Origin of the sequence: Acinetobacter sp. SwsAc2 (assembly GCF_013391465.1) — a bacterium.
Classification (GTDB): domain Bacteria; phylum Pseudomonadota; class Gammaproteobacteria; order Pseudomonadales; family Moraxellaceae; genus Acinetobacter; species Acinetobacter johnsonii.
The window spans coordinates 142142-167963 of sequence record NZ_JACBEZ010000002.1; the positions used below are offsets into that span (position 1 = coordinate 142142).

Annotated in this window: 23 protein-coding genes and 1 pseudogene; 9 read left to right on the forward strand and 15 right to left on the reverse strand. The window is 41.2% G+C overall.

Annotated features, from left to right (window positions below; genetic code table 11):
• The first annotated feature begins 270 nt into the window (after window positions 1-270).
• Together gyrA and HYI04_RS01950 are read left to right on the forward strand one after the other, a co-directional pair.
• Window positions 271-3252, forward strand: coding sequence for a DNA gyrase subunit A (gyrA, locus tag HYI04_RS01945; RefSeq protein WP_178895802.1), 2982 nt, complete (start codon window positions 271-273; stop codon window positions 3250-3252).
• A gap of 73 nt (window positions 3253-3325) precedes the next feature.
• On the forward strand, window positions 3326-3769 hold the full coding sequence (locus HYI04_RS01950) for a hypothetical protein (RefSeq protein WP_004982555.1): 444 nt from the start codon (window positions 3326-3328) through the stop codon (window positions 3767-3769).
• Between the two features lie 33 nt (window positions 3770-3802).
• On the opposite strand, the gene HYI04_RS01955 is transcribed toward HYI04_RS01950, so the two are convergent.
• Genes HYI04_RS01955 through HYI04_RS01970 form a run of 4 tightly spaced genes read right to left on the reverse strand, consistent with a single transcriptional unit; the run spans window position 3803 to window position 8660 of the window.
• On the reverse strand, window positions 3803-4891 hold the full coding sequence (locus HYI04_RS01955; RefSeq protein ID WP_130234920.1) for an ABC transporter permease: 1089 nt from the start codon (window positions 4889-4891) through the stop codon (window positions 3803-3805).
• The gene (locus tag HYI04_RS01960) at window positions 4888-6018 is read right to left on the reverse strand and encodes an ABC transporter permease (RefSeq protein ID WP_130234921.1); all 1131 of its coding nucleotides are present in this window, start codon (window positions 6016-6018) and stop codon (window positions 4888-4890) included. Before HYI04_RS01960 ends, HYI04_RS01955 begins: the two co-directional genes overlap by 4 nt.
• Window positions 6018-7151, reverse strand: coding sequence for an HlyD family secretion protein (locus HYI04_RS01965; protein ID WP_130234922.1), 1134 nt, complete (start codon window positions 7149-7151; stop codon window positions 6018-6020). Before HYI04_RS01965 ends, HYI04_RS01960 begins: the two co-directional genes overlap by 1 nt.
• Before the next feature lie 21 nt (window positions 7152-7172).
• Window positions 7173-8660, reverse strand: a complete 1488-nt coding sequence (locus HYI04_RS01970; protein WP_130234977.1) for a TolC family protein — start codon at window positions 8658-8660, stop codon at window positions 7173-7175.
• 362 nt (window positions 8661-9022) lie between these two features.
• Here HYI04_RS01970 and serC point away from each other — a divergent pair, with 362 nt between their 5' ends.
• Window positions 9023-10102, forward strand: coding sequence for a 3-phosphoserine/phosphohydroxythreonine transaminase (gene serC, locus HYI04_RS01975; RefSeq protein WP_010327215.1), 1080 nt, complete (start codon window positions 9023-9025; stop codon window positions 10100-10102).
• 120 nt (window positions 10103-10222) lie between these two features.
• Here serC and HYI04_RS01980 read toward each other — a convergent pair whose 3' ends face one another.
• The 5 genes from HYI04_RS01980 to map form a co-directional block, all read right to left on the reverse strand.
• Window positions 10223-11179 (reverse strand): TauD/TfdA family dioxygenase, encoded by a 957-nt coding sequence (locus HYI04_RS01980; RefSeq protein WP_130234923.1) that lies wholly within the window; start codon window positions 11177-11179, stop codon window positions 10223-10225.
• 167 nt (window positions 11180-11346) lie between these two features.
• Window positions 11347-11481 carry a hypothetical protein gene (locus HYI04_RS16840; protein WP_004982541.1) on the reverse strand — a complete coding sequence of 45 codons (135 nt, stop codon included), beginning with the start codon at window positions 11479-11481 and terminating at the stop codon, window positions 11347-11349.
• Window positions 11474-12682 (reverse strand): MFS transporter, encoded by a 1209-nt coding sequence (locus HYI04_RS01985; protein WP_130234924.1) that lies wholly within the window; start codon window positions 12680-12682, stop codon window positions 11474-11476. Before HYI04_RS01985 ends, HYI04_RS16840 begins: the two co-directional genes overlap by 8 nt.
• Window positions 12683-12834: 152 nt before the next feature.
• Entirely contained in the window at window positions 12835-13905 is a 1071-nt protein-coding gene (locus HYI04_RS01990) for an OmpW family protein (RefSeq protein ID WP_010327212.1), read from the reverse strand.
• 328 nt (window positions 13906-14233) lie between these two features.
• Window positions 14234-15061, reverse strand: coding sequence for a type I methionyl aminopeptidase (gene map, locus HYI04_RS01995; RefSeq protein WP_004695821.1), 828 nt, complete (start codon window positions 15059-15061; stop codon window positions 14234-14236).
• 207 nt (window positions 15062-15268) lie between these two features.
• Between map and rpsB the strand changes: the two genes are divergently transcribed.
• From rpsB to HYI04_RS02025, 6 genes and pseudogenes are all read left to right on the forward strand, one after another.
• The gene (gene rpsB / locus HYI04_RS02000) at window positions 15269-16018 is read left to right on the forward strand and encodes a 30S ribosomal protein S2 (protein WP_004982536.1); all 750 of its coding nucleotides are present in this window, start codon (window positions 15269-15271) and stop codon (window positions 16016-16018) included.
• A 141-nt stretch (window positions 16019-16159) separates the two neighbouring features.
• Window positions 16160-17035, forward strand: a complete 876-nt coding sequence (gene tsf, locus HYI04_RS02005; RefSeq protein WP_004695824.1) for a translation elongation factor Ts — start codon at window positions 16160-16162, stop codon at window positions 17033-17035.
• An 81-nt stretch (window positions 17036-17116) separates the two neighbouring features.
• The gene (locus tag HYI04_RS02010; RefSeq protein WP_010327210.1) at window positions 17117-17611 is read left to right on the forward strand and encodes a DUF3465 domain-containing protein; all 495 of its coding nucleotides are present in this window, start codon (window positions 17117-17119) and stop codon (window positions 17609-17611) included.
• A 67-nt stretch (window positions 17612-17678) separates the two neighbouring features.
• A pseudogene (locus HYI04_RS02015) lies at window positions 17679-18511 on the forward strand (AraC family transcriptional regulator).
• 68 nt (window positions 18512-18579) lie between these two features.
• Window positions 18580-19281, forward strand: coding sequence for an AzlC family ABC transporter permease (locus HYI04_RS02020; RefSeq protein WP_010327209.1), 702 nt, complete (start codon window positions 18580-18582; stop codon window positions 19279-19281).
• A 3-nt stretch (window positions 19282-19284) separates the two neighbouring features.
• Window positions 19285-19602: an AzlD domain-containing protein gene (locus tag HYI04_RS02025; RefSeq protein WP_010327208.1), complete on the forward strand. Its 318-nt coding sequence runs from the start codon at window positions 19285-19287 to the stop codon at window positions 19600-19602.
• A gap of 642 nt (window positions 19603-20244) precedes the next feature.
• Here HYI04_RS02025 and HYI04_RS02030 read toward each other — a convergent pair.
• The 6 genes from HYI04_RS02030 to HYI04_RS02055 form a co-directional block, all read right to left on the reverse strand.
• Window positions 20245-20853 carry a septal ring lytic transglycosylase RlpA family protein gene (locus tag HYI04_RS02030; RefSeq protein WP_058951689.1) on the reverse strand — a complete coding sequence of 203 codons (609 nt, stop codon included), beginning with the start codon at window positions 20851-20853 and terminating at the stop codon, window positions 20245-20247.
• A 287-nt stretch (window positions 20854-21140) separates the two neighbouring features.
• Complete coding sequence (mltB, locus tag HYI04_RS02035) at window positions 21141-22142, reverse strand: lytic murein transglycosylase B (RefSeq protein WP_010327207.1); 1002 nt, start codon at window positions 22140-22142, stop codon at window positions 21141-21143.
• A gap of 470 nt (window positions 22143-22612) precedes the next feature.
• Complete coding sequence (locus tag HYI04_RS02040) at window positions 22613-23263, reverse strand: hypothetical protein (protein ID WP_004695843.1); 651 nt, start codon at window positions 23261-23263, stop codon at window positions 22613-22615.
• 27 nt (window positions 23264-23290) lie between these two features.
• Window positions 23291-24103, reverse strand: a complete 813-nt coding sequence (gene queF, locus HYI04_RS02045; protein ID WP_010327206.1) for an NADPH-dependent 7-cyano-7-deazaguanine reductase QueF — start codon at window positions 24101-24103, stop codon at window positions 23291-23293.
• Window positions 24103-24876, reverse strand: coding sequence for an ABC transporter permease (locus HYI04_RS02050; RefSeq protein WP_004982514.1), 774 nt, complete (start codon window positions 24874-24876; stop codon window positions 24103-24105). Before HYI04_RS02050 ends, queF begins: the two co-directional genes overlap by 1 nt.
• Window positions 24873-25808, reverse strand: a complete 936-nt coding sequence (locus HYI04_RS02055; protein WP_058951690.1) for an ABC transporter ATP-binding protein — start codon at window positions 25806-25808, stop codon at window positions 24873-24875. The genes HYI04_RS02050 and HYI04_RS02055 overlap by 4 nt, the downstream gene beginning before the upstream one ends.
• Between the last annotated feature and the right edge of the window lie 14 nt (window positions 25809-25822).

A 25822-nucleotide genomic window follows, 5' to 3' on the forward strand; every position in this document is an offset into this window, starting at 1 on the left:
AAAATGAGGGCTTTTTTGCATTTTACGCAACGTTAATAGGGAATGTGATCGAGCTGTAAATGTGTATCCTATACATGTGTAAAAAATAACCCCTAAATTAAAGAAAATTAACGAGATTAAGTGTTGTGACGTGACACAAAAATCAGAGTGTTTATGCTATAATTTGCGGCTATATTTCAGTTTTTAGTTCAGTATTTTGAACTAATAATTTTGCAAGTTTTACGACATATAAATGCAAGCGGTTTTACGTTTGTAGAATAAGGAGTATGCATGAGCGTATCGGAAATCAGACCGATTGCGATTGAGGATGAACTCAAGAACTCGTATCTTGACTATGCAATGAGCGTGATTGTTTCTCGTGCTTTGCCAGATGTTCGAGATGGTCTAAAACCTGTTCATCGTCGTGTGCTTTATGCAATGCACGAATTGGGTAATGACTACAACAAAGCTTATAAAAAGTCTGCCCGCGTGGTTGGTGATGTGATCGGTAAATATCACCCACACGGTGATTTGGCTGTTTATGAAACCATTGTTCGTATGGCTCAAGACTTTAGCTTGCGTTATCAATTGGTTGATGGTCAGGGGAACTTTGGTTCGGTCGATGGTGATAGCGCAGCTGCGATGCGTTATACCGAAGTTCGTATGCGTAAGTTGACTCATGAAATCCTTGCCGATCTTGAAAAAGATACGGTGGATTGGGAAGACAACTACGACGGCTCTGAACGTATTCCGCAAGTGATGCCAACGCGTATTCCGAACTTACTGATTAACGGTACTACAGGTATTGCTGTGGGTATGGCGACCAATATGGCGCCGCACAACATGACTGAAGTAGTGAACGCTTGTTTGGCCTATGCTGAAAACCCAAATATTTCAATTGAAGGATTGATGGAATATATTTCGGGTCCAGACTTTCCTACAGGTGGCATTATTTACGGTAAAGCGGGCATTGTTGATGCTTACCGTACGGGTAAAGGTCGTTTGCATATTCGTGGTAAATACCACTTTGAAGAAGACCAAAAAACAGGTCGTACCACGATCGTTTTCACAGAAATTCCATATCAAGTCAACAAAGCGAAAACCATTGAACGTATTGCTGAGTTGGTGAAAGAGAAAAAACTGGAAGGCATTTCTGAGCTACGTGATGAATCTGACAAAGACGGGATGCGTATTGCCATTGACTTAAAGCGTGGTGAAAACGCTGAAGTTGTGGTAAATAACTTATTCCAAAACACGCAGTTGGAAAACTCTTTCAGCATTAACATGGTGTGCTTAGACAACGGCCAGCCAAAGTTAATGAACTTGAAAGACATTGTTGCGGCATTTATTCGTCACCGCCAAGAAGTAGTGACGCGTCGTACTATGTTTGAGTTGCGCAAAGCACGTGAGCGCGGCCATATTTTAGAAGGTTTGACGGTAGCATTAGCAAATATTGATGCGATCATTGAAACCATTAAAACTTCTGCAAACCCAGCTGAGGCGCGTGAGCGTTTACAAGCAGGTGAGTGGGCAGCAGGGAATGTGATTGCATTGCTTGAAAAAGCAGGTTCTGTTTCTGTACGTCCCGACGAAATTGAAGGTGAAGATCCAAGTCGTCCGTTTGGTTTAGATGGTCAGATTTATCGTTTATCGCCTGCGCAAGTTGGTGCGATTCTTGAGCTTCGTTTGCACCGTTTAACGGGTCTTGAACAAGACAAGTTACAAGCTGAATATACTGAAATTTTAGGTCAAATTACTGAACTCACAGCGATTTTAAATGACTTCAATTTATTGATGGCAGTGATTAAAGAAGAATTAGCTTTAATTTTGCAACAATACGGCGATGCTCGTCGTACCGCAATTGTTGAGTCTCGTATTGACTTCTCGCGTGAAGATTTAATTCCTGAAGAGCAAGTGGTACTGACTGTTTCAAAAACAGGTTATGCGAAAACTCAACCACTTTCAGACTATGCTGCGCAGCGTCGTGGTGGACGTGGTAAATCTGCGACCTCGATGAAAGAAGATGACTACATCCAGCATCTGATTGTGACCTCTAACCATGCCACAGTGTTGTGCTTTACCAATGTTGGTAAAGTCTATCGCCTGAGAGTGTTTGAAGTGCCTCAAGCATCGCGTGGTTCAAAAGGTCGCCCAATGGTGAACTTATTGCCACTAGATGCCGATGAGACAATCACAGCAATTCTTCCTGTGATTGATGCGCCGAAGAAATTTAAAGAACGCTTAGCTGAGTTCAAAAACTTTGTGCGTAGCAATGTCGCGACATTACGTGAAAATAGTATTATCGACGCGCATTATGAAGCGTTAAAAGCTTCATTCGATGAGTTGGCTGAAGATGCTGATGAACTCTCTGATGCATTACGTAAGCAATTGAAAGAGTTGGGTGTTGAGCTTTCAACAACTGATTTAGACAATGAAACCGTTGTTGAATTTGCTGATCTTGCAGAGAAAATGCGTAAGAATTTCTTTGTATTTATGGCAACAGCATCTGGTACAGTCAAGCGTGTTGAATTAGAGCAATTTAGTAATGTTCGTTCAAACGGTTTACGTGCAATTGAGCTGAAAGAAGAAGATACCTTGATTGGTGTTGCAATCACCGATGGCGAACAGCAAATCATGTTGTTCTCAAATGAAGGTAAAGCAATTCGCTTCTCTGAAACTGATGCACGTGTGATGGGACGTACTGCAAAAGGGGTACGTGGTATGCGCGTCACTTTAGCTGCAGCTCAGGCCGAAGATGATGGTGAAACCGACACAGATTCAGATGATGAAGAATCTTCTGATTTAAGTGTGGCGAGCCGTATTGTTTCATTGGTTGTTGTGCCTGAAACTGGCGAAGTACTGTGTGCTTCTGCAAATGGTTATGGGAAACGTACGCCAGTTGATGACTTCCCAACCAAGAAACGTGGTGGTAAAGGCGTCATTGCAATCAAAACATCTGAACGTAACGGTGAGTTGGTTGGTGCGGTTGCCATTGATGAATCTAAAGAGTTGATGTTGATTTCTGATGGCGGTACTTTAGTTCGTACTCGTGCCTCTGAAGTTGCTAGAACGGGTCGTAATGCACAAGGTGTACGTCTGATTCGTTTAGGTAATGAAGAAATCTTGGTCGGTGTCGTTGCTGTTGAAGCAGTTGAAGTCGAAGATGATATTTTAGATGCTTCTATTGAAACAACTGAAGAAACTGTGGTTGACGAAGTAAATGTAGATGCATTTGAAAATACAACAGATACCAACACATCGAACGAAGACTAACTGAATGAAAAAGAAAAGGGCGCTTCGGCGTCCTTTTTCGTGTTGGCGATGACCGAGTGGTGGATAAGATTTTATGAAAGCAAAATTACTGGTTTTGAGTTGTGCGTTGGCTTTAACAGCGTGTGATAAATTGGGACAACAGGCATTGGATTCGATCCCAAATCCGAGTCCTGCTCAAGAGAAAGCAGCTCAGCAGGCTTATCAAGCCTTTACTCAGGGCGATTTTCCGCAGCTATATACTTATTTTGAGCCAGAGTTACAGCGTAAATTTAAAACTCATGAAAAAGACATGCGCAAATTTGCAAAATCGATTCCTAAACAAGCCATAACGACTCAAAAAATTGTATCGAAACATATTGAAAAATCGACAGAAAAACCAAGTTTGTATGCAGTTACCTATGAGTATGCTTATAGCAATAAAAACCTAGTTCAATATGATGTTGGTTTTGACAAAGCCGGCGGAAGCACAAAAATTCGCAGCTTTGATGTCAAACTTTATGGGGCTTCAACGGATTAAATGGATAGGATTGCTATCAATACGTTCTAAAATTTAGCGATGCTTGAGACGCCAATAAGCAAATGCTGCGCAAACTATACCAAACACAAAGAGATAGAGTAGTTTCGACAGAATAAGTGCAGTTGGTACACCCATTTGGTTCAGTTGAATAAACATTTGAATCCCTTGGGTCGATGGCAAAACATTGCCCAAGTGTTGCATCCAAACCGGCATTGCGGCGTGTGGCCATGCTGTTCCTGAAAGTAGAAATAGCGGAATAGAGGTAAATACAATGACATGTCCTGCACGCTCAGGCATATCGAAAAATGTTGAAATCAACATGCCTAAAGCCACGATACAGCCTATAAAAATCGGCACGGCCAGTAACATGCCACTAAAATTTCCTCCATGTGGGTAGTCATTTAACCAATAAATAAAGCCAAATAAATATAAACAACCGAGCATACCAATGGTCAGAATGGCGCAAAAAATCGCAAAAAATTCTGTCGTCGTTGGTCGCCATTTCTGTTCGCGGTATCCGGCCAATAACATTCCTAAACCGAGCACGATGGTTTGATGAATAATCAGCGGAGCAATGGCGGGGAAAATATAACTGCCATAACCCGACATGGTGTTAAAAAGCGGCGTTTGATGAATGGAAATGGCTGGAGAAAAGTGCGAAATATTGCCAAATTTTTCCACATGCTCACGTACAGTATTTTCAATTGAGGTGGCCAGACCTAGTCCAATTTGCTTGGTTTTTAAAAAGTTTGCCGCGCTGAGATAGAGCCCAATCCCACCGACTTCGCCATGCCGAAGACTATTGGAAAGATTTTCGGGTAAGAGCAAAATACCATCGGCTTGCTGTTGTTTAATCATATTTTCAGCATCGAGGAAATTGCCTGTCACAGCTTTCACTTCAACATTTGGACTGAGCGAAACTTGCTGAATGATGTTATTGGTCACGATACTTTGTTCTTCATCCACAATCACAATCGGCAAAGCTTCTGCTTGCTGTGCTTTGTAGGCAGTCGGATAGAAAGCACTATAGAAAATCACCGAGAGGATGAGCGTGGTTAAAATCGACTGATTGGCGATAATGTCTTTAAATGTCTTGATGTAATAGTGCAAAAATGACTTCATGACACTGCTCCTTTGATTCTTTTTTTGAGGAGCAGGATAGAGGTCAAAGCGTAAAAGACCACATAGAGGATAAGTATGAGTAAAGGTAACAGCGATGAACTGATTGGGCTACCAATGACCCATTGTTCGGTTTGTAGTTTGGCATAAGGTGTGTAAGGGATAATATTGGCCCAAAATTTGGTAAACAGTGGTGCGTTATTTAAGGGGAGCGTCACTCCTGCAAAACTGAGTGATGAGCCGCCGTACACAGCAATTAAACCAAAGGTTTTGGATAAGTTATTGGTGGCTAAAACAATGGTGCTACTGATCAAGGCATAGGCACTATAAAATAAAAGCTGTGCCAACATGATCAACCAAAGTTGACCTGCAACAAACCAACCGCGAATCTCAATCAGCCAAAACATCCACGCCCATGTCCATAAGCTAAAAATAAGTACATAGGTCAGGTTTTTCGTGAGGATGGCTTTAAAAGCAGATTGGTTGTTTAGCCAATTTTGCGCTGTATGAAACTTAAATTCTTGACCGACTGAAAATGCGACACAGCAGCAGAGTAGTAAATGCAAAATCGCAGGAATCATAAAGGGTTCTAAATAGAACTCATAACTCAAATTTGGGTTGTATAAGGTCGAAATTTTAACGTGTGGTGTAGGTACATCTAAATAAGGAATAGTATTTTCTAAATAGCTTTCACCAGCATAGTCTGCCATGGCTTCAACTGTGCTGAGTAACATAGCTGATGAAATGGTGTTCCCCACACTAAAGTAACTTTGGTTATAGGCAATGCTGATTTCAGCATCTTTAGCTTGAACAAAACGTTGTTCGGCACCATGGGGAATACTGACGTAACCCCAAACTTTGGTTTGGTTCAGCAACTTTTCAACTTCGGCATTTTGATCACTGACGATGGCGACATCTAAAGTATGGTTGAGTCTCAAGTAGCGCTGTATATTTTGGCTCAGTTCACTTTGGTCTTGGTCAATAATCGCAATAGGCAAATGTTCGGGTTTACCTTGGGCAAACATGCTGGAAAACAGCACGATGATAAACAGTGGGGCAAGCGTGACTAAACATAGATCCCACTTATGCTTCAGTAAATAGTTCAGTTCCCGCAGTAGCCCACTTAGCATTATTTGCTCTCTTTGACTTTAAACAACACACTCATGCCAACTTTTAGGTCTGGAATGGCTTGCGCAGGCGTCAAATGAACTTTAAAGCTACGAATGTCATAGCCTCCTGTTTGGCGTGTGGTCTTAATGGTGGCAAATTCGCCTTCGGCATCAATATTCTTAATATTAAAGTGGGTATGTAGATTTAAGGCTGGAATAAAGCCTTCAATTTGTTTTGCTTGATAGATGTTGGCGTATTGGTCTTCACGAATATTCAGTGATACCCAAAGCTCGTGATCTTGAATAATACTGACAATCGGCACCCCCATCGCCACCAATTCAGAGGGTTTGCCATAGGTTTTAGACACGGTACCGTCAATGGGTGAAAGTAGTTTGGTTTCAGCTTCAAGTGCATTGACTTCAGCAACAGCTGCTTTTGCAATTTGCACTTGCGCATCTGCTGAACTTTTTTGTTGTGGGGTGCTGCCACGTTCAGCCCGAGCATATTGTTGATATGCGGCTTCTGTCATTTGAGCAGCTGATTGTGCCGCAGCATGCATTTCATCGCGACGTTGGCGTGAGATGACACCTTGTTGATACAAGTTTGTACCACGTTGATAGGTGGTTTGTGCCAAAGTTTGCTGTGCTTTCAGTGCTTGCCAGTTGGCGTATAAACTTGCAATATTTTCTTCCTGAGAGCCACGGTCAGCGGTGGACTGGAGTGCTAAAGCAGCCTGTAAGCTGGCCAATGCTTGCTGTTTTTTGGCATCGACTTCTGGGCTATACAGTCGAACGAGTTCTTGGTTTTTGCTGATCTTCTGTCCGTCATGTACATAAATTTCATCAATTCGACTTGGCACTTTGGTGCTAACATGGATCGTTTCTGCCTCAACCCGACCTTGGATTTCAACCGTTTTCGGTTGATAGGCCTTCCACAGTCCAAAAGCAATCACGATGAATAGAATAATGAGAGCAAGCCCCCCAATCAGCTTGATCGCTTTGGACTTTTGCTCGGGGTTTGTATTGGCTGATGCTGGCTCAGTCTGTGCCTGTTCTTGAGTATTATTTGTGGTTAATTCCTCTGTTGATGGCTCCACTTGATCTTCTTGTTTTTCAGGTTTTTGCGGATCAGATTGGTTTTGATCTTGATTCATTAAATGGCTCTCATCAAAGAATTAACGAATAAATCGCGTATTGGGTTGCAGAAGATAGGTTTGGAACTGATGGATCGAACCATGACTTTGTAGAAGCGTCGCCAGTGACATGACATATTTATAGGCATTCAGTGCGGTTTCTGCTTTTAAAGCACTGAGCATATTTTGTGCATCGATCACTTGGGTCGCTGTTCCCATATCTTCTTTAAAGGACAGTTCTTGTATACGTAAATTTTCTTGCGCTGCTTTTATATTTTGCTGTAATAACTGATCACTTTGCTGCGCTGTGGTGGCTTCGCTATACGATTTATAAATCACATTTTCAATTTCTTGTTTAGTCCGTGCTGTCATCAGTTCAGAAGCGTAGCGTTGTAACTCTGCTGCTTGGACATTTTTGTTTTTATCAATGCCTGAGAACAGATTGTACTGTGCGGCTAAGCCAACGATCCAGTTATTTTTATCGTCTAGACTGTATTCACCAAAGGCAAAAATATGTGGTTTCTTGGCGGCGTTTTGTGCGGTGACATTGGCTTGTGCCAGTTGGGTGTCCATTTGCAGTTTTTGTACTAAAGCCGATTGATCTGCATATGACTTGAGTAGAGTATTTAAATCTTGGTTTTGGGTACTGTTAATAAAGAGTGGTGTGGTGAGCTCAGTAATTTGGCTGCTTTGCAAAAGGTTATTCAGTTGAAATAAACTGGCTTTTAAATTGGCCTGACTGGCTTGTTCACTGCGCTGTGCATTGTTTTTTGCCACTTCAAATTGCATGCGCTGGCCTTTACTAATAAAGCCCTGTTGTTCAAGTTTAAGTGCATTGTCATAGTGTTTTTGCATCGCATGCCAATTATATTGGCTAGACGCGAGTAACTGTTTTTGCAGTTGAACATTGAAATAGGCTTGAATCAGCTCAAAGCGTTGTAGGTCTTGCTGTTGTTTCGTATTGAGTTCGCTACGTTTTGCTTTGATATTGGCGACTTGTTTTGCACTTGAGGTTAACCCACCTGTATAAAGCGGCATCATTGCAGAAATCGTCGGGCGTATGACTTGATCTTCTAAGGTAATTTGAGAGTTGTCTGGAATAAGCCCGACACCATTATGGATGGTTTGATTAATACCTTCTTTTAAAGGGTCAGAAATATTAGGTGGTAAATTTTGTTGATTTATACGGTCATTAATGTTTTGAGAAAGTGTGTGTTCTAAATTATTTTTGAGTGCACCCAGAGGCACATCGAGCTCATTATGAAAAGCATAAGCACGTACGTTCAGATCAATACGGGGGAGCCCCAAACCTTTGACCGCTTCAGCCTCTAGTTTTGAGGCTTGTTGTAAGGCTTGGGTGGCCTGTGTGCTATACGAGTCTTGTAACACACTTTGCTCAGCTTGTTGATAGCTGATAGATGCAGCAAAAATTGTTGAGCTGATTCCGAGACTGAGACCAAACATGCTTAATGACAAGATTGATGGCAGTGATGTACGCAATAAGAATTTGTTGGCTGGTATATTAAGCATGTTGAATAGTCTTTGTGGCATGAGCACGACTCTTTTCTATGTTTTTGCACATTATACGCATAATCTAACTGTTCTGAATGCTGACTCAGTTACTGAATTGTTTAATTTGCAAATGTATATCAATAGATTAGCGACATTTTTAAGCAAAGGAAATGCTTTCGTTTGAGCTTTGGTGAATCGGAAAGTGCTGCTGTAATTGATTGAGCAGTGCTGAGTTCAAACTGGATCGTTGATCTTGATTGAGTTTTTGACTGTAAAGGTGAGATTACATTGAAATATTTTCAGTTGAATTTACTGCAAGCACTGGCTATCTGTGGTTAAATGCGATCATTTTATTGTGTTTCACTTTGAAAGGAAAAATCATGCGCGCGTACAACTTCTGTGCTGGTCCTGCTGCATTACCTACTGCCGTTTTAGAAAAAGCACAAGCTGAAATGCTTGACTGGCAAGGCAAAGGTCTTTCCATCATGGAAATGAGTCACCGTAGTAAAGACTATGTTGCTGTGGCTGAAAAAGCAGAAGCAGATTTACGTAAACTCATGAACATTCCAGAGAACTATAAAGTCTTGTTCCTTCAAGGTGGTGCTTCACTTCAGTTCTCCGCGATTCCTTTAAATTTGTTGGGTAAAAACAGCAAAGCGGACTATATCCATACTGGAATTTGGTCTGAGAAAGCACTGAAAGAAGCGCAGCGCTATGGCGATATCAACGTCATTGAAGCGGGTACGCAAATTGATGGAAAACTTGCCATTGCAGACTCAAGCACTTGGAACTTATCTCAAGATGCGGCTTATGTGCATTATGTAGACAATGAAACGATTGGTGGTCTTCAGTTTTCGGCTATTCCAGAAACCAATGCGCCATTGGTTGCAGACCTGTCTTCAAGTATTTTGTCTGCACCTGTTGATGTGACTAAATTTGGTATCATTTATGCAGGCGCGCAAAAGAACATTGGCCCAGCGGGTTTAACCTTGGTTATTGTTCGTGAAGATCTGCTAGATCAAGCCAAACCTGAAATTCCAAGCATTTTGAAATACGCTTCGCAAGCGAAGAATGATTCGATGGTCAATACACCGTCGACCTATGCTTGGTACTTATCAGGTTTAGTGTTTGAATGGTTGCTTGAACAAGGTGGTGTTGAGGCGATCCATAAAGTGAACCTTGAAAAGGCAAAACTGCTTTATGGTTATATCGATGCAAGTGATTTTTATGCAAACCCAATTGCTGTGCAAAACCGTTCAATTATGAATGTGCCGTTTACTTTGGCGAATCCAGACTTAGAAAAACTTTTCCTTAAAGAAGCTGAAGAAAACCATTTGTTGAATCTTGCGGGTCACCGCTCAGTTGGTGGGATGCGCGCAAGTATTTATAACGCAGTTCCACTAGAAGGCGTTCAAGCGCTAGTGAATTTTATGGATGATTTTGCTAAACGCAATGCTTAAGTCATAGAAATAAAAAAGCCCATCAAACGATGGGCTTTTTTATTGGTTTTTTAACAGATTATCTAAAACAATCGTGACATTTTGGTGTCATACCAATCAATTATTCATTTTATTTATCGCTTAGTAAGGACGTCCACCTGCAAGACTAATACGTTTGAGTAAGCGACGTTGATCGACAGGAAAGGGACGACGTGAATGTAGTGTCACCTGATTATCCCAAAAGACAATATCTCCAGTTTCCCAGTGATGTTCATAACGAAACTCAGGTTTGAGGATGTGCGCATGGAGGGCAGCAATCAGTTCACTGCCTTCGCTATCATCGACATTGAGTAATTCAACTTCCGAACGGGTATTGAGCCAAAGCGCTTTACGCCCAGATTCTGGATGTGTGCGGACTAAGGGATGAGGATAGGCATGACCTAAAATGGGTTGATCTTTAAAGCGATAATAAGGGCTGTCTCCATAACCCGTATTGCCTGTATTACTTTGCGCACGGACGAATGGGTTATAAGTAATCAGCTGTAGCTGGTCGATCTGCTTTTTGACGTCATCGGGAAGTGCATCATAAGCTTTGATGGTATTGAACCAAGAGGTTTGTCCGCCGTCTTGAGGAAGCTCAAGGGCATAGAGCAGAGAGCCAAAAGAGGGAAGCGGTGTCCACTGGTGATCGGCATGTGGGGTGAGTTCGCCATGGCCGGTGTAGTTGCCTTGACCGACCGCATTGGAAACAGGAACCACATCGGGTGGAACACCAGTGTCAGTCTGGCTAGCCAGCACAGGATTGTCTGCACTTGGGCGGAAAATAGAACCAAAATAGCTGGCAAAGGCTAAATATTGCAGATCATCCAAAGTTTGGTTTTTAAAAATTAAAATCAGATGTTCAGCCAAAGCTTGTTTTAAGCGATAGATGGTCTCTCCTGCTTGGGCTTTACGGGCATCTAAACCAAAAACCACAGCACCTAAGGCTTCTTCCGCCAGTGGGATAATTTGTATTTCTTCTGGATTTTGAAATTGTTCAGGTTGATGCCAACGCGGGGCATCATGAATCGCTTGTGAAAGTTGAGTTAATGCGGTCATTTTGATTATTTTCTCTAGATATAGGGTCTAGAGAAAATGTAATCAAAATATGTGTAATCTTAAAATTAAAAGAAGTTCTAAACTTATGAAAAAATTTAAAAAATACTAAGCTGATGATTATATTGCTTTTCTTTTATAATGAAATATTGAGCTCAAAATATGCAGATTTAATGTGCGCAAAATGCCTGATTAAAATACTCAAACAGGTCAGGCGTATTCAGCCAAAGGCTAATCGCCAGAGCAAACAACGCAATAATACTAATGCCGATACCGCATTTGAGCCATAAAAATGAATTAGTCATGGACAACCGCCTTTTCATCGACAAAGAAATGTACCAGTACGCCAAAAACACTCAGAATAATAGAGAACAGCCAAATCAAGTCATAATTACCTGTCACGTCATGGTTCACACCACCTAGCCATCCACCGAAAAATGAACCGACTTGATGAGTAAAGAACACGATGCCGCTCAGCATGCTCAGATATTTAATACCAAACATATTGGCCACAATACCGTTGGTCAAAGGCACTGTAGATAACCATAATAAACCCATCACTACACCAAAGCTATAGATGGTGAATGTGCTGAGCGGGAGCATCAAAAAGGCAATAATGGCAATGCCTCTGAGTCCATATAAGCCCATCAGTAACTTTGGTTTAGAATATTTCCCACCTAGCCAGCCCGCAGTGTAAGTACCAACGATATTAAATAAACCGACCAGCGCTAAAAAAATGGTTCCTGTGGTTGCATTAAAACCATGGTCAATCAAATAGCCAGGTAAATGGATACCTATAAAGACCACTTGAAAGCCACAGACCAAAAAACCAAGTGATAGGAACCAAAATGGTTTATGGTTTTTCGCAATGACTAAAATATCTTTAAAACTGAGCTGAACTTGGTTGGTTGACGCATTCGGTACAACAAAGGCGGGAGCTTTGAGCATCCAAGCCAGCGGAACAATCATCGCAATTAAAAGTGCACTAACGACCAACGCCGCAGACCAGCCAAAGTTTTGTAACAGCAGTAAGGTTGACGGCAGCATAATGAACTGCCCAAAAGAACCCGCTGCACTGGCAATACCCATAGCAAGGCTACGTTTTTCAGGCGGTGCAGCACGACCCACCGCGGATAATAATACAGAGAAAGAGGTCGCAGATAATGCTAGGCCCAAAATAAGACCGACACTTAAGTTGAGTAACCAACCCGTAGAGCTGACTGCCATGAGCAGCAAACCAATGGTATACAACACACCACCGACGGCAACCACAATTTTAGAGCCATATTTATCTGCTAATGCGCCTGTAAAGGGCTGCGCAGCGCCCCAAATCAGGTTTTGCATCGCAATCGCTAGACTAAAAACATTATGTCCCCAGCTAAACTCATCACTCATAGGCACAAGGTAGAGTCCAAAGCCATGTCGGACACCCAGTGATAATGCCAGAATTATTGCACTTCCAATGAGCATATAAATCAGCGGTTTGGAAAAACGAGTTTCTGACATATTTCAACCAAAAAATGAGCTTAGAGTTCGCTATATTAAGTGAATTATTTGCTGAAAGCGATGATAAAAAATTGACTATTTGATCAATAAAAACAATGAATATTCATGAAAAAAGACGACTTGGTGTCGTCTTTTTGGTAGTTGTTTGAAGCTTAGAACCGGTAGCCGACACCTGCATAAGCCAGAATGGGGTTAATTTCAATATCGGCTGTAGATTTGATTAGTTCACCGTGCGTAGCATCTTTGACGGTGATCGTGGTTTCATTTTTAAGATGAGCATAGGACACGGAACCGACAGCAAACCATTTATCATTAAAGTCATAGGTGAAACCGACGGTTGCAATAGGGGCGAAGGCATCGGTTGCTTCTAGCTTAACTTTGGGATTGGCTGAACTTTTTTTCCCTTCAAGTGATGCGCCAGCATTGCCTTCTTTAATATTGGCAATCATATGGCCTGCTGCAATCAAGTCTTTTTCAGTTTGTGGGTTAATTTCCAGCTCATTAAAGTAGGCATACATCATTCCAACACCGACATACGGACGGAATTTATTCACCCCTGTTTTACCAAAGTGATATTGGAACTCGAAAGCAGGTGTCCATGCACGTGCAGATGCCGCAGGGCCGTGTGCTTCCAAATCGGTAATGAAAATATCATTTTCAAGTTCTAAATTGCCTAAAGCTCCGCCCATAGGTGTTGCAGTTGCTGAAAAAGGCGCATAAATTTTGCCTTTACCTTGTAAGTCGACTTTCGGTGGAATCCCTGCTTTCATTTCAAAAGAAATATTGTCGGTAAAAAAGTAATTAGTCATGATGCCCAATGTGGTGACATCATCGGCTTCTAAACCCGTACCTGGATTATCCCATTGACTGAGTCCACGGATTTCAGCAGTCCCACTTAATGCTGAGGGGACATCAGCATTAATTAAAGCTAGCCCATCAAGAGTAGCTTTTAAGAGAGGATTGACGCTACTTCCTGGCTTGATATTGTCGAGCACCGTTTGTGCTTTGATATCTCCAACTTTTGCAGTTTCACCTTCTTTAACTGATGTGTTAACTCGGAAGGGTTGAGCTTTACCTTGTGGCATGACGTGTAAAGCACCGACCGATACAGAAAAGCGTTTAAATCCATCACCATCTTGTAGACTAAAATAAGGTGAATCTGCATGTGTAAGCATAGGTAAAGCAGTAATAGACGTTGCTACACAAAGCAATGTTTTTTTCATTCTGGGACTCCATGTCCAAATTAGCTATTCGTTTTTATAGAGCGTATTATTAAGGTTGCTGCTACGATAAAGCTGTTGTTTTTGAGGGACATGTGTTTTTGACATTTGTGAATGTCAAAACCCGTTTTGTGTGATCGTGTTACTAGCTTGCAATCTTTGTTACAGATGAATGAATGTAATAGAGCGCTACAGTTGAGTGTTTTTTGATTCTATATATTTGTAAAATAAAGAATAAATTTCAAATCCAATATTTGCTTAGTCATAAAAAAGACCACCAGTAGGTGGTCTTTTTGACAGATGGCATCATATTTCATGCCAATGACATTATTTAAGACTGAAAACGTGATAAATCTTCTTCAGGACGTGCAGTTAACACTTCAACCCCGTTTTTAGTGACCAACAACGTATGTTCATACTGTGCAGACAAACTATGGTCTTTGGTCACTACCGTCCATTTATCCCCCAATAATTTAGTTTTCCAGTCACCACCATTGACCATTGGCTCAATGGTAAAGGTCATGCCTTCTTCTAAAATCATGCCTGAGTTTGGCTGACCATAGTGTAAGACTTGAGGTTCGTCATGGAACACAGTCCCAATACCGTGACCACAATATTCACGCACGACACCAAAACGTTCCGATTCGACATATTGTTGAATGGCATGACCAATGTCGCCAATGGTTGAACCCGGCTTCACTGTTGCTATTCCACGGTACATTGCTTCTTGTGCCACTTTACATAAACGATTCGCAAGAATAGAAGTTTCGCCACCCACGATGTACATCATGTTGGTATCGCCGTGGAAACCATCTTTAATGACCGTCACATCAATATTTAAAATATCGCCTTTTTTCAACACTTTTGCATCTGAAGGAATGCCGTGACAGACCACATGGTTTACAGAAGTACAAATCACATGTTGGAAAGCAGGGCGACCCGGTGCTGCACCGTAACCTAAACATGCTGGAATTGCGTCTTGTTTATTGACAATATAATCGTGACAAATCGTATCTAACTCAAGTGTAGTCACACCTGGTTTAATATGTGGCTTGATCATATCCAAGACTTCAGCCGCCAGTCGTCCAGCCACACGCATCTTTTCGATGTCTTCAGCGCTTTTGATGAGTCGACGGGGTGCTTCGTAAGTACTGTTCATGATCTCTAAAAACTTTTGGAAATTTGTGTGTGACTATGGTATAAATAGCCGCCCATTTTATCAAATGCTTTTTCGTGAATAAATTTCACGGGCTTTGTGCGATGGGGCAATAAAATCCGCACATATATCGACACATTTCTCTGGGTGCCCGTTAGGGTGGAGGATGCGGATATATGGAGGCCTAACCCAAACTTTAAGGTAAAGAAAATGGCAGATTACAACGTAAGCATGCGCGACCTTCTTCAAGCAGGCGCACACTTCGGTCACCAAACACGTTTCTGGAACCCAAAGATGCGTCAATACATCTTTGGTGCGCGTAACAAAATTCACATCATCAACCTTGAGCACACTGTTCCTGCGTTAAATGATGCTTTGAACTTTGTTAACAACCTTGCTAGCAAAAAGAATAAAGTATTGTTTGTTGGTACGAAACGTGCTGCTTCTAACATCATCCGTGAACAAGCACAACGTGCTGGTCAACCATATGTTGATCACCGTTGGTTAGGTGGTATGTTGACGAACTGGAAAACACTTCGCCAATCTATCAACCGTCTTAAAGACCTTCAAACTCAATCTCAAGATGGTACTTTCGCTAAGCTTACTAAACGTGAAGCTTTAGAGCGTACTCGTGAGATGGAAAAACTTGAACGCGCTTTAGGCGGCGTTAAGAACATGGGTGGTTTACCTGACGCATTATTCGTAATCGACGTTGATCACGAAGCAATTGCAATTAAAGAAGCTAAAAACCTTGGTATTCCTGTAATCGGTATCGTTGATACAAACTCTAACCCAGATAACGTAGACTACGTTATTCCGGGTAATGACGATGCGATCCGTGCAGTTACTTTGTATGCTTCTGCTATGGCTGATGCGATTCTTGCTGGTAAAGAATATGCTCAATCACAAGCAAATGCACAAGCTAAAGTTGAAGAAGCTAAAGAAGCTCCTGAGGCTTAATGCGTTTGACGTAAGCTTGTCATTTTTGCGACATGTGATGGTGGCAAAGTAAGCGTCATGTATGCAGACGGCCCAAGAGACAGCTCTGGGCCGTTTCTGTTCTAAAAAGAATTCATTTTCTACCGTATTTAGGAGATTGACATGACTGCAGTTACAGCAAGCATGGTTAAAGAATTGCGCGATCGTACTGGTCTTGCAATGATGGAATGTAAAAAAGCATTAACAGAAGCGAATGGTGACATCGAATTAGCGATTGATAACCTTCGTAAATCTGGTCAAGCTAAAGCGGCTAAAAAAGCGGGTAACATTGCAGCTGATGGCGCAATCACTATCGCTCAAGACGGTAACAAAGCTCTTCTTTTAGAAGTAAACTGCCAAACTGACTTCGTTGCTAAAGACGAAAACTTTGCTGGTTTCTCTGCTCAAGTTGCTGCTGCTGCGTTAGCTGCTGGCGAAACTGATGCTGCTAAAATTGCTGAATTGAAACTTGAAGATGGTGCAACTGTAGAAGAAGCGCGTATTGCACTTGTTCAAAAAATCGGTGAAAACATCCAAGTTCGTCGTGCTCAAATCATTGAAGGCGAAAACCTTGCAGTTTACAAACACGGTTTAAAAATCGGTGTTGTTGTATCTTACACAGGTGATGCTGCGACTGGTAAAGGTATTGCAATGCACGTTGCTGCATTCAACCCAGTTGCTATCTCTGCTGAAGGTGTATCTGCTGAACTTATCGCTAAAGAGAAAGAAATTGCTGAAGCTAAAGCAATCGAATCTGGTAAGCCTGCAAACATCGTTGAGAAAATGGTCACTGGTTCAGTTGAGAAATACTTGAACGAAGTTGCTCTTGATCGTCAAATGTACGTAATCGACAACGACAAGAAAGTTGCGGACGTTCTTAAAGCAACTGGTACTACAGTTGTTCAATTCGCTCGCTTTGAAGTGGGTGAAGGTATTGAGAAAAAAGCTGAACTTTCTTTCGCTGAAGAAGTTGCTGCTGCTCAAGCTGCTGCAAAATAATTGAAAAATTATTTTGAGTAAAAAAGCCCCTTTGGGGCTTTTTTTATACAATTAATAAAAATAAAACGAGGAAGTAGATAAGTGGCCAACAAAACCAACCTGAGTATTGGCGCGGTGATCATACTATTGATTGCTGCATATTTCGGAATCGATCTTCAAGAAAATCAATTACAAACATCAACACCATCAGTCGCGGTAGAGCCCTCTACACAGACCAGTAAACCGCAAAATCAAGTATTTGATGGCACAGCAAAAATTGCCCAAGCGTTTCAAAGCCGGAAAAGTAATATTCAAGTTCAATCACAAGGGCGTGTTGTGGCTGTGCTTAAAGATGATAATGACGGTTCTCGTCATCAAAAATTTATTGTAGAACTTCCTAATGCAATGACGGTTTTGATTGCACATAATATTGATTTAGCACCCCGTATTGAACGCTTACAAAAAGGGGATATCGTTGGTTTCAATGGTGAATACGAATATAGTGAAAAAGGCGGGGTGATCCACTGGACACATCACGATCCACAACAGCGCCATGAAGGTGGTTGGTTAAAGCACCAAGGAAAAACCTATCAGTAGTAGAGCAATTTTGTTCTATACGTTTTGCTGAATCGCAGTATGCTGAGTGTTCAGGAGAGGCTAACTCATGCACGAAATCAGACCCAGTGAATTTTTAAATTACCATCATGTTCAAGAACTTGATGGTCTTGAAATGTTAAGAGCCTCCTATCAACATACGCAGTTTTCAAAACATACCCATGAAGGCTACTGTATTGGTTTAATTGATGAAGGTGCGCAGTCTTTTTTACGCACAGGGAATCAGCATATTGCACCGCAAGGCGACATTATTTTAGTGAATGCTGATGAGGTACATACGGGTTCTTCTGCTGTTGAAACTGGTTGGTGTTATCGGGCAATTTATCCGACCCCTGAAATGATTCAAGAGGTGAGCCAAGATTTTTTTCATGAAGCAGTACTATGCCGTGGTTTCCGCAAGCTGTGGTTCATGATGAAGGATTAGCCGAGCAATTGAATTTGCTGTTCGATTTGTTGTTACAGCCAAAAAATACATTGTTTAAACAGAGCTTATATATTTCAACTTTGGCCTATTTATTAAGTCGTTATAATCAATCTAAGAAAATATTAAAAGACTTACCCGAAGCACAGCGTAAAGTGGTCTTGGTACAAGAACTACTTGCTGCAGAACCTGAAAGAGAGCATCAACTGGCTGAGCTAGCTGCTGTCGTCGGGATGAGCCCATGGCATTTACTGCGTCAATTTAAAAAGTTTACTGGACTTCCACCTCATGCATGGTTGGTACAGTTTCGTTTACGTAAATCTTTATATTTACTCAAACAAGGCTGTGAGATTGCGACAGTCGCACAACTCTGTGGTTTCTCCGATCAAAGCCATTACACTCGTCATTTTAAAAAGTCTTTAGGCTGTACGCCTGCGCAATATCTGGCACATAAAATTTAAAATAACAGCAATTTCATACAAGAAAGCCGTCTAAGGTATGCAGCATATTGACTCTAGCGAGTTGAAAAATGGAGTCTGCTGTGCAGTCGCAATTGATCCAACAAAAAAGTTTAGGTTTTTTCCGTGGTGTGCAAGATATGTTGCCGCTTTCAGTCGCCGTTATTCCATGGGGGATATTGGCTGGCTCAGCGGCGATTAATGCGGGTCTGAGTGTCATGCAAGCTGTAGGCATTTCGGCGTTAGTGTTTGCAGGTGCGGCACAATTAGTCAGTTTGAGTATGCTCATGACGGGTGCATCTTTACTGAGTATTCTGATCACCGTGTTTTTTCTAACCAGCCAGCACTTTATTTATGCACTGAGTCTAAGAGAAGAGGTGAAGCCTTGGTCACTCAAAAGAAGATTGAGTATCGGTTTTTTACTGACCGATGAACTCTACGCCACCGCGATGCTAAAGGAAAAGCCGTCTTATGCCTATATGTTGGGTGCAGGATTCAGCTTTTATGTCAGTTGGGTGTTGTTTAGTCTAATGGGTATTTTGCTTGCAAATAAAGTACCTGATCTTTCAACTCTCCACTTAGAATTTTCAATTGTGGTGGTGTTCTTGGTTATGGCGGTGATGTTGATTCAAAATAAGGCCGCAATTTATGGCGTGGTGAGTTCATCGATCATGGTGCTGATTTTGAGTTGGTTAGAAATAGGATCAGCTATTTTGCTGGCTGGATTTAGTGGGATGTGGGTTGCTGCGCTCTTTGATCAAGCGGAGGACTAAAACATGACCTGGTTATTTGTTTTGAGTTTGACCTGTGTCACCTTTTTTAATCGGTATTTATTTTTAGAGCCTAAAACTCAAATTCGGCTGCCTAAATTTGCGACACGCATGCTGAAATATGCGGCGCCTTGTCTGATGGTTTCGATTTGTTTGCCACTGGTTTTTTTCGAAGGCGGGCACTGGAAAGGGATACTTCAAAATAGTTATTTTTATGGGGCAATTTTTACGTTGTTAATCACTCTTTTGACGAGAAAATTATTGCTTAGTATTTTGCTGAGTTTAGGATTTTTTTATGGTCTGAATCTATTATTCGATTTCTAGCATTTCATCAGCAAATAGGCCCATAAAATACCGAAAAAAGGATAAAAAAGTGTGCGAGCCCGATCTTTTTCATTGCTTTTAAATTTGTGTTGCTCTAAATGCTCACCATTTGCGATTTTTTCTATGTCTATCAAATTGGCGTAGCTTTGATTGGGGAACTAAAAAAGTTGAAAATAGAGCAAATGAGGTGGGGTTTGAGAACTTTGAAGAAATAAGAAGGTTTTCTTTTGCGTTTTGGTCCATAGAATTGACTCAATTATATAAAACAAGCAGGGCAATAGTGAATCTAATATCGCAAAAATGGCGCTTAATTTACTAGGTAATTCATAAAATCATTCTAATTTGACGAATGCATAAAACTACAGTTCAGGGTAGGCAGAAAAATTGGCTTTGATCAGATAAGAATGAGCTGAGAAAATATTTAATTCTGCTAGTCTTCCACCGCTGTAAAAATGTGAGCGCACTCACTTCAAAAAATCGGATCGATTAGATTTCGCATCTTATTCAAACTAAGTATCTGAGAGGGATCAAATGATGGAGATCGAGCTGTTTACGATTGTGTAAAACATTAGGCAAAGATAGGACAATAAAAAGCCACATTACTGTGGCCTTGCTGTCAAATGCATGCTGTAGGAAAGAATCTTAAGAGTTTGGTCCATCAATACGTTCAATGCTGACTTTTGCAGTACCTGCATTGGTAATACCCAGTTGCTTAGCAGCACCATAAGAAAGATCAAGCACGCGGTTACCGTGGAATGGGCCGCGGTCATTTACTTTAACCACAACACTTTTACCATTGGTTTTATTCGTTACACGAATAAAGCAGTTTAGTGGCAAGCTACGATGAGCTGCAGTTAATGCATTCATATCGAATGTTTCACCGCTTGCTGTTTTACGACCGTGGAACTGACGACCATACCAAGACGCCATACCCGTTTGACTAAACTTACGGACTGTATTTGATGCAACAGTATTTAACTTTTCAATCACTGAAGGCTCTTCTTCAGGGATCTCAATTTTTGCAGCGATTGTTTCGCGACGAATTTTATCACCTGAACGTTCAGTGATTGAAAGGCTATTTAAATTTGAGAAGTGTGAGTTGAAGCCTTCAGCATCTTTATTCAAGACACGCACAGCTAGGCGAGAGTTATCGTTATCATTGGTAAATGATGACTGAACCATCTCTGCTTGCGATTGGCTCAGCGCGATGGTCGAGGCAATGGCCAGTATATATTTAAGTGAAGACTGCATTTATAAACTCCAAAAGACAATACTTTTTTCTTTAAACTAAGTGGTTGAAAGATAAAAAAACTTGCCTGTTAATTCACTTTTGCAACAACATTTGACGAAATGGATAATATTCATGCAGTCATAAGCATGTCTAGTGTTTAATTAAAATAATGATAAAAACTACATAAACCGAACATTTTTTGATTAAAAAATAACCAATATTGTAACAATGTATGAAAAAAGCCGAAATTTACATCATTTTTAAATATTTTTTTATTGACATCTCAAGATTGAGTAAAAAGCTAGCCCTATCGGCTAGCAATTTCAGCCCCTAATTGCCAAACTGCAGTCGCATACATACGGCTCTTGTTATAGGTCGTAATCACTTGAAAGTTAGGGTAAGTGATGTAATAACTTTGCCCATAATTTTCCTGTAGTTGGATCACATTCACCATATCTAAATCATCGATTTTGACAATCGGATTGGTCGGTTGAATGCCCTGATTTTTTAAAACGCCATAAGGTGTCGGTAAAGTTAAATCTTTAGCAATGACCGCTTCAGGATTTGAGCCACTATAGCGTGCTGCGAATCCAATTGGCTGATTACGTTGCCAACCATGATTTGCTAAATAGTTGGCAATCGAGCCGATGGCATCGACTGCTGAATTTCGTAAATCGACATGACCATTGCCGTCATAATCCACCCCAAACTTTGGAATATTGCTTGGCATAAATTGTGGATAGCCAACCGCACCTGCATACGAACCTACAACCGAGTTGGTTGGCACGCCATCTTTATAGCTCCATGCGATTAAAGCACTGAGTTCGTCTTGGAAATATTGCTTACGACGTTCGTAGCCAAAACCTAGCGTAGCTAGGGCATCACGGCTGATAAAATTACCTTTGTTGCTGCCGAAACCCGTCTCCACTCCTAAAATACCGAGAATGATGGATTGTGGAACACCGAATTGTTGCTCTGCACGGTTTAAGGTGTCTGCATACTGGGCTTTAAAACGGACACCACGTTGAATGGTGCTGGCTGCCATAAAGTTGGTTTTATACTCGTACCAAGGTTTACTTTCACCCGGGCGGTTCATAATGTTGATGATGTTGGGCAAATTTTTAGAACCATTCATGGCCCAATCGACCTGTTCGGAAGATAGGCCATAATTTTGCATGGTTTTTTGTTTAAAGCTAAGATAATCGGGATGAGAAGCGAAATCGTTGGCTTGGCAAAAACTGGTGATCGACAAAGCGCCAATCAATAAAGGTAAACGTTTAACTTTGTTATAAAAGTTTAAATTTAACATAGAAGTCTAATTTCCAGAGTCGTTATTGGCAGTGGAGCAAAGCGAATAGGGGAATGCCCATAGTTCGCGTTTCTGTTATGTCGAAATTCTTGTGAACGGAGTCTAGCGTGAATAGGCTTTAAGATAACATTGTCTGTACTGAAGCGGGCAAATAGGTATACAAAAAAAGACAAACTCAGCCTATATAAAGGACAGATTATTCAAAATGGCGCAGATTTTTGGGCAGAGTATTTACGTGACTATATAAGTCAAGTTTTACTGACTGATATAAAAAAGTCTTCTATATATAGAAACAATTAAAACTGTAGTGTTTAGAGTCTAGTGACAATGACAAAAAGATCTGGTCTCAGCTTATATATCGCCTTTATATAGCTTTATATAAAGACTAAGAAATTACAGCTTAGAAACCAAAATGACCCTACACAAGTAGAGTCATTTTGATCTGAAAAGCATTGAAAGACTTTTAGTACTTAAGCATGAAATAAGGTGTCGTGATATTCAGCTAAAGCTAAAAGTTCATCTTTGGTTAAATTTGGGATGATTTTATTGGCAGCAATATGCACTGCTTTAATGACAGCTGCAGAACCGATATCGGCCGCTTTACGCTTAATCATGCCCAAATCGAGGGTTTTATTAAAGTCATTCATGAAGTGACGTACAGTCGCTTCAGCAAACTGTTTATACAGTTCGGTTAACGCGGCTTTATCTACTTCATTGCCTGCTTTAATTTCAGCATAGTTATATTTGAGGCTGGTCACTAAGCTTGCATCTAACGCTTCACCCACACGGAACTGACCTTCAGCATCTTTAAACAAGCTTTTTTCAGAAAACTGAATCGATGCTTGAACCACATCATTCGATGATTTGCCTAAAAGCTGCTTCAACAAAACCGCAACTGTTGACTTAATATAGCCAGCCAGTTTCTCGGCTGTGTCACGTTTATCACTCGGTGGAAAACGGCGAACTAACTCAGTCAAAATGGCATCAATAATTTCATCATTGATGAGTAGTGCTGTTTTATCTCGAAGTGGATATAAAGGCTCACTTGAGTCTTTCTTCTGCTGAGCAGTTTGAATAGTCTGTAAAAGTTCAGTCGATGGAATAAAACCAAAAAATGGCATCGTGTATTAACCTCAATGTTCTTTATTTTATTGTCGCGCCAATCGAATTGGGCGGGGCATCCATGACACATCTGACACACGACAAGGGTTAATGTCTAAACCACCACGGCGTGTATAAGCTGCGTACACCATCAGCTTTTCAGGTTTCAAATTTTGCCAAATATCGGCAAATATTTGTTCCACACATTGTTCGTGGAAACCGTTGTGCTGACGATAAGAGATAATATAAGCCAGTATGCTGTTATAACAAGGCTTTTTACCTTTATATCGGATAAATACCGTGCCCCAATCAGGTTGTCCAGTGACTGGGCAGTTACTTCTGAGTAAATGTGAGTAAATCTGTACTTCAACATCTTCCGCAGTATCATCTAATGCCAATAGATTTGCATTGGGATGATTTTCCAATTGGGTCGGAGTCAGTTCATCAATACAGATACCTTCAGGTTGACTAATTTCCACATCATCGACATGAAAAAGATCAATATTCACATCTGCGCCAGCCGCTGCCGATAAATCCTGTTCGACTGTTTCTTTAAACGTAGCTTTAGACTCAAACTGAGTAAAGTTCATGCTATTAAAGTAGAGTTTTAATGACTTTGACTCAATGAGGTTGGGCGATGTGGCCGGCAGGCTGATGCGACCAATGGCAACTTGCGGAACACCATGGGTGTTTAACCAAGAAATTTCAAAAACATGCCACCAGTCTTTACCTTGTTGAATACCTTCAACATGTGCATAGTGCTCACGTGCTGTAGCACGGGCTATAGGAAAAAGAATATCGGGTTGATAAGTTGGAGGGTAATTGGTGTCTTTACCCAAAAGAGAATGTTCTACACTCATTATTCACGCATTCCTGAACCACGAGAAAGTAAATAGTAAGCAATGCCATAAAGCACTGCACAGCATATGGTCATAACAGATAGGGAGACGACGACGTTAACATCGCTATGACCTAAGATACCGAAACGAAAAGCATTGACCATATATACAATCGGATTGATCAACGATAAATTTTGCCAAAAAGGGCTGAGTGCTGAAATGGCATAAAATACGCCACCTAAATAAGTTAAAGGCGTCAGCACAAAGGTTGGGATGATGGAGATGTCATCAAAAGATTTGGCATACACCGCATTGATAAAACCACCCAGTGAAAATAAGAACGAGGTGACCAAGACGGTGTAAATGGTAACAAACCAATTGGTAATATAAAGGTCAGTAAAAAATAAACTCATGGCCGTCACAATGATACCGACCAAGACCCCGCGACAGACACCGCCTAAGACAAAGCCCCATAAAATGGCATGCAAAGGTACAGGACTCATGATCAGCTCTTCAATACTTTTTTGAAATTTGGCACTAAAAAAGCTCGAAGAAACGTTAGCATAACTGTTGGTAATCACCGCCATCATAATCAGCCCAGGCACGATGAACTGCATATAGCTAAATCCGCCCATCTCGCCAATACGAGAACCGACCAAATTACCAAAAATTACGAAATACAAACTCATGGTAATGGCAGGCGGAAGCAAGGTTTGTGGCCAGATGCGCATAAAGCGACGAATTTCTTTATGCACCAGAGTATATAAAGCTACGCTAAGTTGATTTAAGTTCATGGCGTAGTTCCTTCGAGATTTTTTTCGACCATCTTCACAAACAGTTCTTCTAAACGGTTGGATTTGTTCCGCATACTACGAACTTGGATCCCTTGCGATTCGAGCAATTGAAATAAGTCATTGAGGGTATGCGCTCTATCCATAGTCACCTCTAAAGTCACGGCGTCGACTAAATGGAAACGAACCCCAATGATGTCGATATGAATCGGTTCAATCGGTGCTGCCAAATCAAAAATAAAGGTTTCCTCATTGAGTTGATTGAGGAAATTTTTCATGCTGGTGTCTTCTTTAATGACACCACGGTCAATAATGGCAATTCGACGACACAGCATTTCTGCTTCTTCTAAATAATGTGTGGTTAAAATGATCGATGTGCCTTTATTGTTCATTTCTGTGAGGAAGTCCCACATCGAACGACGTAGCTCAATATCAACCCCTGCTGTGGGTTCATCTAAAATAAGGAGTTTCGGTTCATGCATCATGGCACGGGCAATCATCAGGCGGCGTTTCATACCGCCTGAAAGCATACGGGCTTGAATGCCGCGTTTTTCCCATAAGCCGAGTTTTTCTAAATATTCTTCGGCACGAACTTCCGCAATTTTTTTAGGAATACCATAATAGCCTGCTTGTGTGACTAAGATATCGAAGGTTTTTTCAAACTGACCGAAGTTAAACTCTTGAGGTACAACCCCTAAGCACTGTTTGGCTTGAGAGGGGTGCGTGTCGAGATTATGTCCAAAAATTTCGACAGTGCCTGAGGTTTTCTTGGTCAATGAGCTGATAATACCAATCGTTGTAGATTTGCCTGCACCATTTGGTCCAAGAAGGGCATAGAACTCGCCTTCAGGAACAGTTAAATCGATGCCTTTTAAAGCCTGAAACCCATTTTTATAGGTTTTGGACAAATCCCTTAACGTCAATGCATCAGTCATGAAATTCTCGAATG

Bases quoted from the DNA above. Each gene is read 5' to 3' on its own strand.
- gyrA (WP_178895802.1), top strand. From the start codon at position 271: ATGAGCGTATCGGAAATCAGACCGATTGCGATTGAGGATGAACTCAAG.
- HYI04_RS01950 (WP_004982555.1), top strand. From the start codon at position 3,326: ATGAAAGCAAAATTACTGGTTTTGAGTTGTGCGTTGGCTTTAACAGCG.
- HYI04_RS01955 (WP_130234920.1), bottom strand. From the start codon at position 4,891: ATGAAGTCATTTTTGCACTATTACATCAAGACATTTAAAGACATTATC.
- HYI04_RS01960 (WP_130234921.1), bottom strand. From the start codon at position 6,018: ATGCTAAGTGGGCTACTGCGGGAACTGAACTATTTACTGAAGCATAAG.
- HYI04_RS01965 (WP_130234922.1), bottom strand. From the start codon at position 7,151: ATGAATCAAGATCAAAACCAATCTGATCCGCAAAAACCTGAAAAACAA.
- HYI04_RS01970 (WP_130234977.1), bottom strand. From the start codon at position 8,660: ATGCTTAATATACCAGCCAACAAATTCTTATTGCGTACATCACTGCCA.
- serC (WP_010327215.1), top strand. From the start codon at position 9,023: ATGCGCGCGTACAACTTCTGTGCTGGTCCTGCTGCATTACCTACTGCC.
- HYI04_RS01980 (WP_130234923.1), bottom strand. From the start codon at position 11,179: ATGACCGCATTAACTCAACTTTCACAAGCGATTCATGATGCCCCGCGT.
- HYI04_RS16840 (WP_004982541.1), bottom strand. From the start codon at position 11,481: ATGACTAATTCATTTTTATGGCTCAAATGCGGTATCGGCATTAGTATT.
- HYI04_RS01985 (WP_130234924.1), bottom strand. From the start codon at position 12,682: ATGTCAGAAACTCGTTTTTCCAAACCGCTGATTTATATGCTCATTGGA.
- HYI04_RS01990 (WP_010327212.1), bottom strand. From the start codon at position 13,905: ATGAAAAAAACATTGCTTTGTGTAGCAACGTCTATTACTGCTTTACCT.
- map (WP_004695821.1), bottom strand. From the start codon at position 15,061: ATGAACAGTACTTACGAAGCACCCCGTCGACTCATCAAAAGCGCTGAA.
- rpsB (WP_004982536.1), top strand. From the start codon at position 15,269: ATGGCAGATTACAACGTAAGCATGCGCGACCTTCTTCAAGCAGGCGCA.
- tsf (WP_004695824.1), top strand. From the start codon at position 16,160: ATGACTGCAGTTACAGCAAGCATGGTTAAAGAATTGCGCGATCGTACT.
- HYI04_RS02020 (WP_010327209.1), top strand. From the start codon at position 18,580: ATGGAGTCTGCTGTGCAGTCGCAATTGATCCAACAAAAAAGTTTAGGT.
- HYI04_RS02025 (WP_010327208.1), top strand. From the start codon at position 19,285: ATGACCTGGTTATTTGTTTTGAGTTTGACCTGTGTCACCTTTTTTAAT.
- HYI04_RS02030 (WP_058951689.1), bottom strand. From the start codon at position 20,853: ATGCAGTCTTCACTTAAATATATACTGGCCATTGCCTCGACCATCGCG.
- mltB (WP_010327207.1), bottom strand. From the start codon at position 22,142: ATGTTAAATTTAAACTTTTATAACAAAGTTAAACGTTTACCTTTATTG.
- HYI04_RS02040 (WP_004695843.1), bottom strand. From the start codon at position 23,263: ATGCCATTTTTTGGTTTTATTCCATCGACTGAACTTTTACAGACTATT.
- queF (WP_010327206.1), bottom strand. From the start codon at position 24,103: ATGAGTGTAGAACATTCTCTTTTGGGTAAAGACACCAATTACCCTCCA.
- HYI04_RS02050 (WP_004982514.1), bottom strand. From the start codon at position 24,876: ATGAACTTAAATCAACTTAGCGTAGCTTTATATACTCTGGTGCATAAA.
- HYI04_RS02055 (WP_058951690.1), bottom strand. From the start codon at position 25,808: ATGACTGATGCATTGACGTTAAGGGATTTGTCCAAAACCTATAAAAAT.